Source organism: Methylobacterium sp. 1A (genome assembly GCF_058072805.1).
On sequence record NZ_JBYQVE010000003.1, the window covers coordinates 26,498 to 42,163 of the forward strand.

A 15,666-nucleotide genomic window follows, 5' to 3' on the forward strand; every position below is an offset into this window, starting at 1 on the left:
GGCTATGTCACCCGCGAATTGACCGGAGGCCCGGTCGGATCGGGCGCCCGGCGTCCGTTCCGGATCCTCGAGGGGGCGACGATGGATGTGGAAGCGCGCGCCATCCGGCGGGTCAGCAGGCGGCTCCTGCCCCTCCTGATCACCTGCTACTTCATCTCCTACCTCGACCGGGTCAATGTCGGCTTCGCCGCGCTGACCATGAACGGGGACCTCGGCATCTCCGCCACGGCCTACGGGCTCGGGGCCGGCATCTTCTTCCTGAGCTACTTCGTCTTCGAGGTGCCGTCGAACCTGATCCTTGAGCGGGTCGGGGCGCGGGTGTGGATCGCCCGCATCATGCTGACCTGGGGACTCCTGTCGGGCGCGATGGCCTTCATCGTCGGCGAGAAGAGCTTCTACGCCGTGCGCCTGCTGCTGGGCGCTGCGGAGGCCGGGTTCTTCCCCGGCATCATCTTCTACCTCACGCTGTGGTTCCCCGCGCGCTACCGCGCGCGCATCATCGGCGCCTTCATGGCCGCGGTCCCGCTCTCGAGCGTCATCGGCTCGCCGGTCTCGGGGGCGTTGCTGGGCCTCGACGGGGTCTGGGGCTTCAAGGGCTGGCAGTGGCTCTACGTCCTCGAGGCGCTGCCCGCCGTCATCCTCGCGGGCATCGTCCTGGCCTTCCTGACGGACCGGCCGGCGCAGGCGGCCTGGCTGCCCGAGGACGAGCGCGCGTGGCTCACCGAGCGCCTCGCGCAGGAGCGGCGGGCGCGCGAATCCGCCCGCCGCTACAGCGTCGCGGAGGCGCTCCTCGACCGGCGCGTGCTCGCCGTCGCCTTCGTGTATTTCGGCAACGTGGCGCTGCTCTACGGGCTCAGCTTCTTCCTGCCGCAGATCGTCAAGGGCTTCGACCTCACGAACGTCCAGACGGGTTTCGTCAGCCTCATCCCCTTCGCGATCGGGATCGTCGGCATGCTCGCCCTCGGGCGCTCCTCGGACCGCAGGGGCGAGCGCAAGGGGCACGCGGCCTTCGCGCTCCTGCTCGCGGCCGGCGGCACGGCCGCGGCGGCGCTGGTCTCCGATCCCTACGCCAAGATGGCCCTGTTCAGCGTCTCGGCCTTCGGCATCTTCGGCGGCCTCCCGGTGATCTGGACGCTGCCCACCGCCTACCTGTCCGGCGCCGCGGCGGCCGGCGGCATCGCCATCATCAACGCCCTCGGCAACCTCTCCGGCTTCGCCGCGCCCTACGCGGTCGGCGCGATCAAGGACGCCACCGGCACCTTCACGGGCGGCCTCCTCCTCATCGCGGCGGCCGGCCTCGCCGCCATGGTGACGGTCCTCTGCCTCACCCACGACCGGCACCTGGAGCAGGCCGCGGCGCGCGGCGCGCGGGCGGCGGAGTAGGCGCGGCGGGGCAGACGCGGCGGGGCAGACGCGGTGGGTGAACGCGACCCGGGGGGAGGGGGCAGCGCCGCCGCCCCGCCGCGCCCGGGTGGCGGGCGGCCGCCGATCGACCTACGGTCGCGTTGCTAGGTCCTCCCGGCGGAGGCCATGTCGCAGGGCCGCGCCCCCCCCCGGGACACGCCGTCCCCGGCGCCGTCCCCGGCGACGCCCCAGTTCGAGCCCATCGGAGCAGCCCATGAACGCCCCCGTTCCCGCCCCGCGGACCCGCCCGGACGCGGCGACGATCGCGGGTCTCGCCGAGGCCCTGCGGGCCGTGCTCGGGGACCGGGTGACGGCGAGCCCGGCGGTGCGCGAGCAGCACGCCAACCAGCTCACCTGGGCGCCGTGCGAGCCGCCGGACCTCGTGGTCTTCCCGCACTCCACCGCGGAGGTGCAGGCCGTCGTGCGCGCCTGTGCCGAGCGCGACGTGCCGATCGTGCCCTACGGCGTCGGCACCTCCCTCGAGGGCCACGTCAACGCGCCGTTCGGCGGCGTCTCGATCGACACGGGGGCGATGAACCGCGTCCGCGCGGTCCATGCCGACGACCTCGACTGCACGGTCGAGGCCGGCGTCACCCGCAGGGCGCTGAACGCGTACCTGCGCGACACCGGCCTGTTCTTCCCCATCGATCCCGGGGCGGACGCCACGATCGGCGGGATGGCGGCGACGCGGGCGTCGGGCACCAACGCCGTGCGCTACGGGACGATGAAGGACGCGGTGCTCGCGCTCACCGCGGTGATGCCGAACGGCGACATCGTCACGACCGCCCGGCGGGCGCGCAAGTCGTCGGCCGGCTACGATCTCACCCGGCTCCTCGTCGGCTCGGAGGGCACGCTCGGGATCATCACCGAGGTCACGCTGCGCCTGCACGGCATCCCCGAGGCGATCTCGGCGGGCATCTGCCCGTTCCCCTCGATCAAGGCGGCCTGCGACGCCACGATCCTGACGATCCAGTCCGGCATCCCGGTCGCGCGCATCGAGCTGCTCGACGAGGTGCAGGTGGCGGCCTGCAACCGCTACTCGAAGCTCGCCCTGCCGGAGACCCCGCTGCTCCTCGTCGAGTTCCACGGCACGGACGCGGGCGTGCGCGAGCAGGCCGAGCGGTTCGGCGAGATCGCCGCCGATCTCGGCGGCGGCCCGTTCGACTGGGCGACCGGGGCCGACGAGCGCGCGCGCCTCTGGCAGGCGCGCCACGACGTGTACTGGGCCTCGGTCGCGCTGCGGCCGGGTCCCACGATCAAGAACATGTCGACCGACGTCTGCGTGCCGATCTCGCGGCTCGCGGAATGCGTGGAGGCGACGAAGCGCGACATCGCCGCGACCGGGCTCACGGCGCCGATCGCCGGCCATGTCGGCGACGGCAACTTCCACACCCTGCCGCTCGTCGATGCCGACAGCCCCGAGGAGATGTCCGCGGTGGCCGGCTTCCTCGACCGGCTCGTCGCCCGCGCGCTGGACCTGGGCGGCACCTGCACGGGCGAGCACGGGATCGGCCAGAAGAAGATGCGCTTCATGGAAAGCGAGCACGGGCCGGAGGCGCTCGGCCTCATGCGGACCCTGAAGCGCGCGATCGACCCCCGGAACCTCATGAATCCCGGCAAGCTGATTCCCTGACGCGCCCCGCGACCCGGCGCCGCCGTCCGCGTCGCCCGTCGATCCCTCCGATCCGGGCCGATCGTCTGCATCGGTGCTGTTCAGGGCCGAGCGATCACGTCGTCCGATCCTCAAAGCTGGGGATCGCGCCGACGCCGCGGGCCGGGTCTCAGATGGCGCCGGCACACCGAGGACGGGCGTCCGCGAGAGCGGCGGCCGGCCGCGCGATCCGGTAGCACGCGCGAGATCGCCCTCTAATCCCGAATTCTCGGCCGAAACGGATGAATTATTCTGCTTGCCATACGTTCCTGGCACACAGAATAATGCATGCCGCCGTGCCAATTTCGGAACCCGACATAAGGTTCCGGCGCGGGCAAGGAATTCGTCGGCGTGCACGCCAATCCTATAGCACGCCGCTGAATGTCAGCGCAGGAATGAGGGAGGAAGCTCATGGCCATGCCAAATGCCACGCCGGCTACGGCAGTACCCAGTACAAATCGATGGCTGCAGATCGTGCTCGGCGTGATCTGCATGGTTGCAGCGGCGAACATCCAGTATGCCTGGACGCTGTTCGTCCCCGAGATTCAGAAGACCTTCGGCTGGGACCGCGCCGCGATCCAGGTCGCCTTCACGATCTTCGTCGTCGTCCAGACCTGGCTGACCCCGATCGAGGGTTACTTCATCGATAAGTACGGCCCGAGCCGCGTCGTCATGTTCGGCGGTCTGATGACGGGCCTGGCCTGGGTCATCAACTCCTACGCCACCAGCCTGAGCGGCTTCTACCTCGGCTCGGTGGCCGGCGGTATCGGCGTCGGCTGCGTCTACGCCACCTGCGTCAACAACGCGCTCAAGTGGTTCCCGGACAAGCGCGGCCTCGCGGTCGGCCTCACGGCGGGCGGCTACGGCGCCGGCTCGGCGCTCACCATCCTGCCGATCGCCAAGATGATCGACGGCGGCAACTACGCCCAGGCCTTCTTCGTCTTCGGCCTGATCCAGGGCGCCATCATCATCGCCGCCGCCATCGCCATGCGCGCCCCGCGCAAGGATCAGGTGCCGTTCTCCACCAAGGTCCTGCAGTCGCGGCGCGACTACACCCTGGGCGAGGCGCTGCGCACCCCTGTGTTCTACGTGATGCTGCTGATGTTCACCTGCACGGTGACGGGCGGCCTGATGGCCGTGGCCCAGCTCGGCGTGATCGCGCAGGATCTCGGGGTGAAGAACTTCCAGGTCAACCTGTACTTCTTCGCCATGGCCGCGCTGCCCTTCGCGCTGATGCTCGACCGGATCATGAACGGCATCTCGCGCCCCCTCTTCGGGTTCGTCTCGGACCGGATCGGCCGTGAGAAGACGATGTTCATCGCGTTCGCGATGGAGGGTATCGGCATCGTGGCGCTGGGCTACTTCGGCTCCAACCCGTGGGCCTTCGTGATCCTGTCCGGTGTGGTGTTCCTGGCCTGGGGCGAGGTCTACTCGCTGTTCAGCGCCACGGCCGCCGACACCTTCGGCTCGAAGCACATCGGCAAGATCTACGGCGTGCTCTACTGCGCCAAGGGCTTCGCCGCGCTGTTCGTGCCGGTGGGCAACCTGATCATGCAGGCGACCGGCACCTGGGCGACCGTCCTCTACACGGTGGCGACCATGGACCTGATCGCCGCCGTCCTGGCGATCGCGGTCCTGCGGCCGATGCTCAAGCAGCACCACGCGGCGAACAACGACGCGGCGGCTCCGGCGATGAAGCTGGCCCACGCCTGAGCGACGGCCCCGGCCGCTCCGCGGCCGGGGCGAAGCCTCCCCGACCCGGCTCCCGAATTCCGGAGCCGGGTCGGCCAGCACCGGGCAGCTGGCCCGCACGGAGACCGTCTCGTCGAGACGCAGGGCGCCGCGGACGATCGCGCATGTTCGGGCGCGCATCGACGATCGGGCGAGGGGCGGCTTTCCTGGCGCCTCGCTCTCACGCGATAGCCCGGCCGCGCTCGGCGCCATTCCAGGACCTGAGGCCAGAATCCATTCTCGCGTTCCCGGAGTTCGACTGTGCTGCAGCCTTCCGAGACCTCTCTGGGTCTAGCCTCGATCGGACAGACCCTGAGTCTGCGTGAACAGGCCTACGACAGCATCAAGCAATCGATCCTGGCGATGGATCTCTACGCCGGATCGGCGCAGATCCGGCTGCACGAACACCAGATCGCGCAGGATCTCGGCATCAGCCGCACGCCGGTCCGGGAAGCCCTGACGCTCCTGGAGCGGGAGGGCTTCGTGTCCACGGTGCCGCGCCGCGGCCTCTTCGTGACGCGCAAGAACAAGCGCGAGATCGTCGAGATGATCACCGTCTGGGCCGCGCTCGAAGGCATGGCGGCTCATGCCGCCGCACGGAACGCCGAGGATGCCGATCTCCGCGCGCTCGGCAGGGCCTTCGAGGCGTTCGATATCGCGACTCTGCCCGACCATCTGAAGGCCTACGACGAGGCCAACCTCGACTTCCATCGGACGATCATCCGTCTCGGCGGCTGCGGGTTGATGGTCGAGATGACGACCAACCTGTTCATCCACATGCGGGCGATCCGGTCGGCCTTCCTCCATCGGGCCGGGAGGCTCGAGGACTCGATGCGCGAGCATGCCGCCATCATCGCCGCCTTGCAGGCACGCGACGCGGATCGGGCCGCGATCCTCGTCCGCGATCACGCGCTCGGGCTGATCGCGCATGTCGAGGCGCACTGGGTTTGGCCAGAGGGGTGAGAGGCACCTCTGACGGAGGACCACCGATGCTACCGTCCGTTCAGACGACCGATCTGCTCGGCCTCGGCTTCCTGATCATCGGGCTCGCCGCAGCTGGGATCGCCAGCGCGAGCCGGTCCGCGCGTTTCGCAGAGGAGCCGCGCGAGGAGCTCGCGGGCGGAGCTCTGCTGGTGGCGATCCTCGGCCTCGCCTTCGTGCTCGCCGAGTGAGCGGGCGCGGCGCGTCGTGAGCGCCGGACTTCCCGGGAGCCCGTCGCGCGCTACGGGGTCGCCTGCCCCGCGCGTGCGTTCCACTTCTCGAACTTCCCGAGCGCGCCCCACGCCGTCAGCCCGATGAAGATCGGCATCGTGTAGGGGCTCAGCCCGAAGGCGGGCGTGAGCTGTGCGAGCACCTGCCCGAGACCGGTGTTGAGCGGCACCTGGGACAGGATCTGCGTGGCGACGGCGCCGATGATGCCGATCGCCGACTTCTTGCCGGAAAGCAGCTGCCCGATCGTCTGCCCGAGCGCGCCGTTGACCGGCCCGAGGACCGCGCCGTCGGGACGCGCCGCGGGCGGGCCGGGCAAGATCGGGGCGGTCGGGAGGCGCGCACCGTCGATCTGTCGGCGCAGGGCCTGGAGGAACTCGTCGAGCCGCGCCGCGACGTCGGCGGGCGGCGCGGCCGGCGCGATCACCACCGGGGGCATCGAGGCAGGTTGCATCGGGGCGGGCTGCATCGGGGTGACCGCCCTCGCGGCGAGCTGTCGCTCCAGGTCCTGGATCCGCGTCAGCACCGCGTGGTCCGGCGCCGCCGGCCGCAGCGCCTCCTGAATGGCGGCGATCGTGCGCGCGTCCGCGAGGCCGGTATCGTCCAGACCGCACCGCGCCTGGAACGTCGCGACGGCCGTCATGGTCCGCGGCCCGTTCCGGCCGTCCTCGACGAGGGGCGGCGTCGCGCCGAGGCGATTGAGCGATTGCTGGACCCAGAGCGTGCTGTCGGCGAGTTCGTCGTCGGGCTCGCGGGACACGGCCGCCTCGACGGCGCGCGGCGCCGCGAGCGCGACCGTCGCGTCGAGGTCGATGAGGCTCCGCAGGATCACCGCGGTGCCGATCTGCGTGTCGACCACGTTCGGGTCGAACACGTGGTCGCGCACGAACTTGCCGCCGCGCGCGCCCGGCGGCCCGTAGGCCGTCGATCCGCCCCAGAGATACGGCGAGTTCACGCCCCGGCCGTGGTAGCCGTAACCGTTGAAGCCCTCGAGCCGGTAGAGGGCCCGCGCGACGCTCCAGTCGCCGAGCCCGACCAGGCCCTGGAGACGCAGCGCGTCGATCGCCCCTTCGACGAAGGCCTGCGGCCCCGTGAACGGCCCGCGCCCCTTCGGGACGATCGTGGTGCGCCGTCCGAGCTTCTGTCCGTTGCCGAGATACGTGTCGAAATCGAAGGCTGATTCCCGGTAGTGGCAGAGCCCGATGAACCACCAGGGCACGCCGGTGCGCGCCTCGATCTCCTGGTAGCGCGGCTTGCCGGCGGCGAGCTGCTGCGCGAGCTTGCGCACGGTCGCGAGCTTCTCCGGCCGGATCTGGAGCGACGCCCAGGTCCGCTCGTAGCCGTCCTGAAAATCCTGGAAGGATGCCATGTCGATGCTCCGGGCTCTGCGGTGACGAAGCCTTGATGGGACGGCCGGCACCCGCGCGCGGCCGGGCGCCGATCGGGCGGGGCTCCGGGCGACGCCCCGGATCCGGGCGCGCGCGGTCGCGCGCCGCCCGGGCTCGCGACGGAGGGACCGGGCGCGGTGTCGGCGACGTCCCGCGCGCGCCGGGCTAACCGGGCCCGGCGTCCCCCGCCGGCCGGCCGGCGCAGGAGATCCGGAACGCGGTCGGGAACGGCGTGCCCCCGTCCTCGACCGCGCTGTCGGCCCGCACGGCATCGCGCAGGAGGATGCGGCGAACGATCTCCGGGACCATCGCGCCCGCCACGTAGCGGCCGAGGCACTCGTGATGGCCCCGGCCGAAATGGAGATAGGTCTGCTCCGGGCGGGCCGGGTCGAAGCGGTCCGGGTCGGGCACGCCGGTCGCGTCGAACATCGCCGACAGGCTGAGGGGCAGGACGACCCGGCCCTTGGCGATCCGGCTCTCGGCCGGGCTGCCCCGGCCGAGCACGTGGTCGGTCTCCGCCTGGCGGAACATGAAGGCGACGATCGGCGCGAAGCGCAGCGCCTCCCACACGTAGCCGTCGAAGGCGGCGGGTCCGGTCCGGGCGGCCGCGCGGGCCGCCGCGAGGATCTGCGGCCGGCCGAGGAGCTCCGCGAGGGCGTGCACCACGGCCTCCGACGTGGTCTCGATGGCCCCGATCAGCAGGCCGCCGACGTTGATGACGACGCGGTCCATGCCGAAGCCGGTCGCCGCCGGCAGGTGCAGCCGGAGCAGCCGGGTGAGGACGTCGTCGGGCAGGTCGGCGCCGGCCTCGATCGCCGCGACGCGCGCCGGGATGATCCTGGCGAAGGCCGCCCGCATCTCCTGGCGCGCCAGATCCGCCGCCGCGTGGATCGCGTCGGCGTCCGGGCGCTCGTCGAAGGGGAGGTTGTTGAACTGGTCGAACTGGTTCGCGTACGACCAGCGCAGCAGGTCGGCATCGGGCGCCGCGAACCCGAAGAAGCGCTGCACGATCCGCAGCGGGACGCGGCGCGAGACCGACGCCACGACGTCGATGGATCCGCCGGCCTGGCCGAGCCCCTGGTCGAGACCAGCGTCGAGGGCCGCGTCGGTCTCGGCGCCCGCCAGAGCGCGGATCGCCGGGAGGTCGCGCCAGGACAGCACGGCGCGCATGACCGCCTTGTCGCGGTAATTCACCTCGGTGCCGTCGAGCGCCAGCATGAACTCGCCCATCTTGGGCTTGTAGAGCGCGACGGAGAAGACCTGCGGCAGGGACAGGATCTCCTCGACCTCGGCGCGGCCGGCGACGAGGATGGCCGCGCCGCAATCCAGGGCGGTCCGCCGCGCGCGCAGCTGCGCGAAGAAGGGCCGGGGGGCGCGGGCGATCCAGTCCCGGGCGCGCTGCCAGCGCTCCGCCACCGGCAGGGCCTCCAGGAAGGCGAGGCAGGGCGTCTCGGGAGCGGCGGCGCGCATGCACGACCTCCTGTGGCGTTCGCGGAGCGGCGCGGGCCGTCCGGCCCGACACCCGGTGGTCAGTTGAGCGAGACGTCCAGCCCCTCGCGCAGGCGCGCCACGAGCTCGCCCTGCCGGTGCGTCTCGGTCTTGGCGAACAGGGCGCGCAGCTGGGTGCGGGCGGTCGAGATCGCGATGCCGCGGTCCTGGGCGTGGTCGTCGAGGGACCGTCCCGAAGCGACCGCGTTGGCGAGGATCGACTCGGCGGCGGTCAGCCCGAACAGCTTCTGCAGCCGCGCGGCGTTGCTCCCCTGGACCTTCGGGGTCCCGGTCCGGATCACGATCGCCAGCTCGGCCCGCACCTTCGACCCGGTGCCGGCCGGCCGCTTCGACAGCGGGTGCAGCGACACCCGGTAGGGCATGCCGCTTTCGCCGCAGGTCACGGTGATGTGGTCGGCCTGCGTGATCGCGACGTCGCCGCTCGCGGCCGCGAGCGCCTCGCCGGCCGCGCGGGCGATCCGCCGCCCGGTCTGGCTGTCCTTGAGGACGAGGCTGCCCTTCACGAAGGACAGGCCGGTCCGGGACCGCGCCAGCGCCTCGGCGGCGCGGTTGGCGTGCGCGACCCGCAGGTCGGAATCCGTGAGGATCACGGCGGCGTCGAGCAGGTCCAGGGCGGAGGCGAGATCGGACGTGCGCTCGGAGGCCTGCCGCATCAATGCGTACAGCTCGAAGGCCCGGCGCAGGTGCGGGACGAGCATCGCCAGGCGCCGGACCTCGTCGGACCGGAAGGGGCCGCCCTCCTCGCCCCGCATCGCCGCGAGCGTCGCCATGACGTCGGCTTCCTTGGCGAAGTAGGTGACGAGGCTGTGCTCGATCTCGAAGGGCTGGACGACCTCCTTGAACAGGGCGGACTCGCGGAACTGCACCGCGTCGACCCCCTCCTCGGCGCGGATGACCTTGCCCTGGTTCGACAGGATGTAGGGGAGGCGCGGATCCTCGGTGGCGTGTCGGTAGAGGAACTCGCGGTACCGCGACCGCTCGAAGCCGGACACCGCCCAGAGCGGCTTGCGGTTCCCGTCGAGGCTGAACACGGCGAGCTGGCCGACCCGGCCGCCGACGAAATCGGTCAGATCCTCCAGGAGCGCCGACCACTCCTCCGGTTGACCGACGCGGTCGTAGATCGACCCCACCAGAACCGAATACGCCTCGAGATCCTGCATGGCCACGCTCCGCGCTGAGTGCGAGTCTTGAGTGTTGTCAGATCTCCAGCCATCCGGTCGGACCGACAGGTGCCGAAATCGGTTGTTCCATTACGGATGCAATCGAACGACAAATCAATACTGGTAAGATAGAAATCGAAACCGCGGAGCGCGCCTACAGGGTTCGCAGATACTCCAGGAGCTGCCGGCGCTGCGCGTCGTCGAGCTGCTCGGTCCCGTAGGCGGGCCCCTCGTGGCCGGTATTGGCATTGCCCGGCAGCGCGGTGTCGAACAGGAACGGCCCGCTATCGGACCGGAACCCGATCCGGTCCTCGTCCAGTTCCCGGCTGCCGACCCGGAACGTCTTGGATCGCCGGCCGGACGGCAGCAGGAGTTCGTACAGGTTCGGCACCGAGCCGTTGTGCAGGTACGGGCCCGTCGCCCAGATCCCGTTGAGCGGCCGCGCCTTGTAGACCATCAGGTCGCGGTCTCTCCGCGCCCCGACGAACGCGGCGACGAGGCCCTTGCCGCCGGCGGTCGAGACATCGTCGAGCATCGCGTTGCGGGCCTCGAGGGCGGCGGCGCCGCGCTTGAGCAGCCGGTCGAGGATGACGGTCTGGTCCGCCCCGACGCCCGCCGGGTCCGGTCCACGGTCGAGGGGCGCCAGGATCGCGCCGGCGACGAGCGTGGCCACGAGTTCGAGGCTGCTCGTCTCGGCGGCCAGCGGCGGCGTCGTCGCCAGGAACGGCATCCGGATCCCTTCGAGGATCCCGGTCCGCGCGCGCCGGGACACGGCGTTCGTCGCCATCTTCGGGTCGGTCCCGATCTCCGCCAGCGGCGTCAGGGTCACCGTCAGCGTGCGGTTCGCGCCGGTCGGGGCGATCGCGTGGCAGGACACGCAGTACCGGTCGTAGTGGACCTTGCCGGCCGCGGCGTCCCGGGCCTGCGCCTCGGTGCGCGGCGCGATCCGGTCGGGCCAGGCCGGCGCCGTGAGGGCGCCCAGCTGGTTCTCGATCCGCAGGAGGTTGACCCGGTCCGCCGAGGTCTCGAACCAGAGCGGCGGCAGGGTCGACTCCCGGATGTCGGTGCGGGCGAAGACCCCGAGCACCTCGCCGACGTTCCGGCCCAGGCGCTCGACGGCGAGCCCGTTCGCGGCGGAGCCGTTCCACTGCACCCGGTCGTGCCACGACGTATCCCACAGGAACGGGTAGCTGACGGGCGCGTCGGGCGGGGCGATGTTGTGCGGGTCGCGCAGATCGATGCCCGTTGCACGGTTGAAGATCATGCCGAACGCGTCGAGGCGTGCCGGCCCCCAGGGCACCGCGGTCCGGCTCGACGCGACGTAACGGGAGAAGTCCTCGGCCAGCCGCGTCAGGCTGGCCCGCAGGCGGCGGCGGTCGGGCTCGGACGGGCCCGTCCCCGGCGCCGACAGTTCCGCCGGGATGACGCGGCGGGCGAAGCGCTCGAAGCGCGCCGGGTCGTCGCGCGTCCGCGCGAGGGCGCGGCCGAGTTCCTCGATGAAGGCGAACATGTCGGCATCGGCCGGGCCGCCGTCGATCAGGATCGACCGACCGCGCAGGTCGACCCGGTTCACGTGGCAGGCGGCGCAGGTCATGCCGATCCACTCGCCGCGATCGTCGACGTCCTTCACGAACCCGATGGGGAGCCCGCTGCGGTCCGATCCGCGCGTCCCGTCGTACGGGTTCGGCAGGTAGCCGAAACGCGCGAGCCCGTCCGCGACGAAGAGCGTGTCGTCGTCCGGGCGCTCCAGGGACATGAACCAGGCATACGGCATGATCTGCGAGCCCTGGCTCGCCCGGTAGAACCACGCGCGCTCCTGCGGCGTCCAGGATTGTTCGAGAAAGTGCGGGGTGCCGTCCGGCCTGTCGCTCGGCCCGTCTGCCGGCCCGTCACCCGGCCCGTCTGTCGGTCCTCGGTCGGCGGCGCGCGATCCGGCCTGCGCCGGGAGCAGGATCGCCGCGGTGAGCGCGACGACGCGGGCGGCGTGGCGGGCAGTCTGGCGGGCGGCCTGGGAGCGGGTCACGATCGCACCTGGGACATGGCGGGAACCCTGCCTTCGCGAAGCGTCTCACCGATTTCAATAAACGCCGATCCCCGTGCGCGCGTCATTCGAATGGATGATGTTCGAATACAGTTTTTCTGTGAGGGTCGGCGCGCCGGTAGTTTCGGGCTTCGGTGGTGCAGCGCCCCTGCTCGGCCGCAATGCTGATTCGGGTAACCTGTTCTCCCGACCGTTGTTGTCGATATCGTTTATACAGCGGTTATTGATCCCGTAAAATTTTATTGTCACTTGTTTCGACATCGGGCGGGGAGATGTTCGAGAGGTCACCGATCAGGACGGCCGGGGCACGGTCGCTGTCGTGCCCCGGCGGCTGAACCGCACAGTCCGGCACGGTCCGGCACAGCGCGGGCGATAGCGGGCGATAGGAGGAGCGATGAGCGCCAGTGTCGCGGACATCCAGGCGGATGCCTCTCCCCACCATCTGCCCGCCCTGACAACGGGCCGGGACGCGTGGTTCCTCGACACCGAGCAGGCGCTCGCGGAGGAGATGGATCATTTCTGCGGGCCGCCGGAGCCCGGCGATCGCGCGCCCTGGCAGGCGCGGGCCGACCAGGCCCGGCTCGCCGCCCTGTGCCTGTCCGGCGGCGGGATCCGCAGCGCCACCTTCTGCCTCGGCGCCCTGCAGGCCCTGGCCAGCCGGCGGATGCTCGGCGAGTTCCACTACCTGTCGACGGTATCGGGGGGCGGTTTCGCCGGCGGCTGGCTGCAGACGTTCATCCGTCAGTGCGGCAGCATCGCCGAGGCCGAGCGCCAGCTCGGCGGCTCGGGCAACGAGATCTTCGCCAAGCTGCGGCGCTACACGAACTACCTGACCCCGGAGGTCGGGATCCTGTCGCGCGACACCTGGGCCGGCATCGTTCTCTACATCCGGAACACGATCCTCAACTGGTTGATCATCTTCCCGCTGCTGCTGTTCGTCCCCCTCGCGCTGCTCGCCTACCGGACGGCGCTCGAGGCTGCGAGCGGCAGCACGCTGTGGCTGCCCCTGGTGCTCGGCAGCGCGGCGCTGTTCGTCGCGACGTTCAGCGCCTGCACCCTCCTGCCGAGCCATCGGCCACGGACGGGCGGCGTCACGGCGTACGCGTCCCCGGCGCGGATCGCGGCCTGCATCATCGCGCCGACCTGCGTCTGGGCCCTCGCACTGCCGTTCACGCTCCGCGCGCTGTTCGAGCAGCCGCTGCCGGTCTCGGGCCTCTCCCTGTGCCGCCTGGGCCTCGCCTACTTCGCCGTGCAGGTCGCGGCCTATCTCAGCGGCCTGATCTGGCAGACCTCGAAGGGCCATCCGGGCCTCTGGCTGTACGAGCGGAATCTCGGTCCCTGGCTCGCCAGCAGCCTCGTCTCGGCCGGGCTGATCTGCGTCTGCGCCGACGCGTCCATCGGCTGGCTGGTCGGTGGCTCCGCTGCCGGCTTCGACGCCGCGAAGGCCGAGGTCTCTCAGATCCTGACGGTCGCGGCCCCGCCGGCGCTGATCGTCATCCACCTTCTCCAGAGCGTCATCTTCATCGGGTTCCGGAAGAGCGCCGAGTGCGCCGACCTCGACCGCGAGTGGGTCGCGCGGGTCGACGGCCAGCTCCTGCTGGCCGCGATGGGCTGGACAGGCCTGTGCCTGTGCTGCCTCGTCCTGTCCGCCGACGCCCTCGGCCGCCAGGACGCGCAGATCCCCGCCCTGTTCGGTGCGCTCGGCGCCCTCGCCACCGGCCCGGCCGCCGCCTTCCTGGGCAAGCAGGTCTTCGTCCGCGCGCAGTCCCTGGCCGCCAAGGGACGCATGGACGACCTCGTGATGATCGGCCTCAGCGCGATGGCGGCGGTCTTCGGGATCAGCCTGTTCGCCCTGATGGGCTGGTGCCTCGGCCGCTTCCTCGGCCAGGCGCACGATTGGTGGGGCAACTGCCTGCTGCCGCGCCGGGCGCTCGGCGGCGCGGACACCGGCGCGGATGCCGGCTCCGTCTGCGGCATCAACCCCTACGGCATGATCGTGATCCTGGACGTCGCGGTGGCGGCAATCCTGGCCGGGGCCGTCTGGCTGTTCGGCCGCGTCAACGTCAACCGCTTCTCCATGCACGGCGTCTACCGCAACCGCCTGACCCGGGGCTTCCTCGGCTCGGCGCGGACGCGGCGCGACGCCGATCCGTTCACGGACTTCGACGAGGAGGACAGCCCGCGCATCGCCGATCTCGGGACCGAGAAGCGGCTCCTGCCCGTCGTCAACATGACGCTCAACCTGACGGATCTCCTCCACACCGAGTGGGCGGAGCGGAAGGCCGCCTCGTTCACCGCGACACCCTTCGCCTGCGGCTCGGCGATCCTCGACCGCGCCGACAGGGCGCGCGACCGGCCAGGCACCGTCGGCCCGCGCGGGGCCTACATCCGCACGTCGCAATACGCCGGGATGGAGACCCCGGGCGACCGTGTCAGCGCGGGCCGAGGGCCGCTGCTGGGCGGTCTGCTGACGATCTCCGGGGCGGCGGTCAGCCCGAACTGGGGCTATCACTCGTCGCGCCTGATCGCGTTCCTGATGACCCTGTTCAACGTCCGGCTCGGCGCCTGGCTGCCCAACCCCGCGGTGGCGCGCCGGGACGACCTCAAGCTCGCCAAGCCGAGGAACTCCGTGCTCGCGCTCCTGAGCGAGCTCGGCGGCCGCAGCACCGATGTCCGGCAGGCGATCTACCTCTCGGATGGCGGCCATTTCGACAATCTCGGCGTCTACGAGATGCTGCGGCGGCGCTGCGCGCGGATCGTGGTGATCGACGCGGGCCAGGACGAACGCTGCACGTTCTTCGACCTCGGCAACGTGATCCGGAAGGCCGAGGTGGACGGGCTGGCGAAGGTCCAGATGGGCGAGATGCGCATTCTCCCCCGCGCGACGATCGAGCGCGAGGGCAAGCGTGCCGGTGCGCTGGGCTACGCGCGGGGTACGATCGCGTATCCGGGGGCCCGCGACGCGGCCTCGCTGATCTACATCAAGCCGAGCTTCCTCGACGACATCCCCGCCGAAGTCCGCGCCTACGGCGCCACCAGCCCGGCCTTCCCGCACGAGAGCACGGCCAACCAGTGGTTCTCGGAGAGCCAGTTCGAGAGCTATCGCGCCCTGGGCTACTACCAAGTCAGCAAGATGTTCGGCTCGCAGCTCACGACCTTGTCGGACTGGTCCGTGTATCTCGACAGCGAGATCGGGCGCCGGACCGCGGATTCCTAGCGCGGGCGACGCCGGACGCGCGCACCTCCCGATCACGGTCGCTCGGCCGAACGCTGCGGCCGCGCGGACGCGCAGGTCCGGGACGACCGGCGCCGGGGTGGGGTGTCCGTCGCGCCGGCCGCGCCCCGGCGGCGCCGCGTCGTAGCAGAGCGGAAGATCAGTTCCTTCCGGGGCGGTCAAAGCGCAGGAAAGCCGATGCCGATCCGGCCGCGCTCAGGATCTCGGCACGTCGTTCAAGGCATCGCGGCTCGACCAGAGCGCCCCCTGTCCGCGGCATCCCGAGCGCCGCCCGGCCGGCGGGGCGGGGAAGTCCTTCGAACCCGCGCGCGGTCTGTGTCGAGCCGGCCACCGTCTGC

At 71.2% G+C, this 15,666-nt stretch carries 10 protein-coding genes; 6 read left to right on the top strand and 4 right to left on the bottom strand.

The window, feature by feature from the left end; all coding sequences use genetic code 11:
- Positions 1-81: 81 nt before the first annotated feature.
- From ACX9MN_RS31705 to ACX9MN_RS31725, 5 genes are all read left to right on the top strand, one after another.
- Entirely contained in the window at positions 82-1,383 is a 1,302-nt protein-coding gene (locus tag ACX9MN_RS31705) for an MFS transporter (protein ID WP_489726387.1), read from the top strand.
- Positions 1,384-1,618: 235 nt separating this feature from the next.
- Entirely contained in the window at positions 1,619-3,037 is a 1,419-nt protein-coding gene (locus tag ACX9MN_RS31710; RefSeq protein ID WP_091981537.1) for an FAD-binding oxidoreductase, read from the top strand.
- A gap of 429 nt (positions 3,038-3,466) precedes the next feature.
- Positions 3,467-4,768, top strand: coding sequence for an oxalate/formate MFS antiporter (oxlT, locus tag ACX9MN_RS31715; RefSeq protein ID WP_091682085.1), 1,302 nt, complete (start codon positions 3,467-3,469; stop codon positions 4,766-4,768).
- A gap of 279 nt (positions 4,769-5,047) precedes the next feature.
- On the top strand, positions 5,048-5,749 hold the full coding sequence (locus tag ACX9MN_RS31720) for a GntR family transcriptional regulator (RefSeq protein ID WP_020095868.1): 702 nt from the start codon (positions 5,048-5,050) through the stop codon (positions 5,747-5,749).
- Between the two features lie 26 nt (positions 5,750-5,775).
- Entirely contained in the window at positions 5,776-5,958 is a 183-nt protein-coding gene (locus tag ACX9MN_RS31725; protein WP_020095869.1) for a hypothetical protein, read from the top strand.
- 50 nt (positions 5,959-6,008) lie between these two features.
- Here ACX9MN_RS31725 and ACX9MN_RS31730 read toward each other — a convergent pair whose 3' ends face one another.
- The 4 genes from ACX9MN_RS31730 to ACX9MN_RS31745 all read right to left on the bottom strand — a co-directional run bounded on the left by ACX9MN_RS31730 (position 6,009) and on the right by ACX9MN_RS31745 (position 12,075).
- Positions 6,009-7,364, bottom strand: a complete 1,356-nt coding sequence (locus ACX9MN_RS31730; RefSeq protein WP_489726388.1) for a peptidoglycan-binding protein — start codon at positions 7,362-7,364, stop codon at positions 6,009-6,011.
- Positions 7,365-7,548: 184 nt separating this feature from the next.
- Positions 7,549-8,853 (bottom strand): cytochrome P450, encoded by a 1,305-nt coding sequence (locus tag ACX9MN_RS31735; RefSeq protein WP_489726389.1) that lies wholly within the window; start codon positions 8,851-8,853, stop codon positions 7,549-7,551.
- Between the two features lie 59 nt (positions 8,854-8,912).
- Positions 8,913-10,052, bottom strand: coding sequence for a helix-turn-helix transcriptional regulator (locus ACX9MN_RS31740; protein ID WP_091682082.1), 1,140 nt, complete (start codon positions 10,050-10,052; stop codon positions 8,913-8,915).
- Positions 10,053-10,206: 154 nt separating this feature from the next.
- Positions 10,207-12,075, bottom strand: a complete 1,869-nt coding sequence (locus ACX9MN_RS31745) for a di-heme-cytochrome C peroxidase (RefSeq protein ID WP_489726390.1) — start codon at positions 12,073-12,075, stop codon at positions 10,207-10,209.
- Between the two features lie 412 nt (positions 12,076-12,487).
- On the opposite strand from ACX9MN_RS31745, the gene ACX9MN_RS31750 reads away from it, so the two are divergent.
- On the top strand, positions 12,488-15,310 hold the full coding sequence (locus ACX9MN_RS31750) for a hypothetical protein (protein WP_489726391.1): 2,823 nt from the start codon (positions 12,488-12,490) through the stop codon (positions 15,308-15,310).
- Positions 15,311-15,666: the final 356 nt, after the last annotated feature.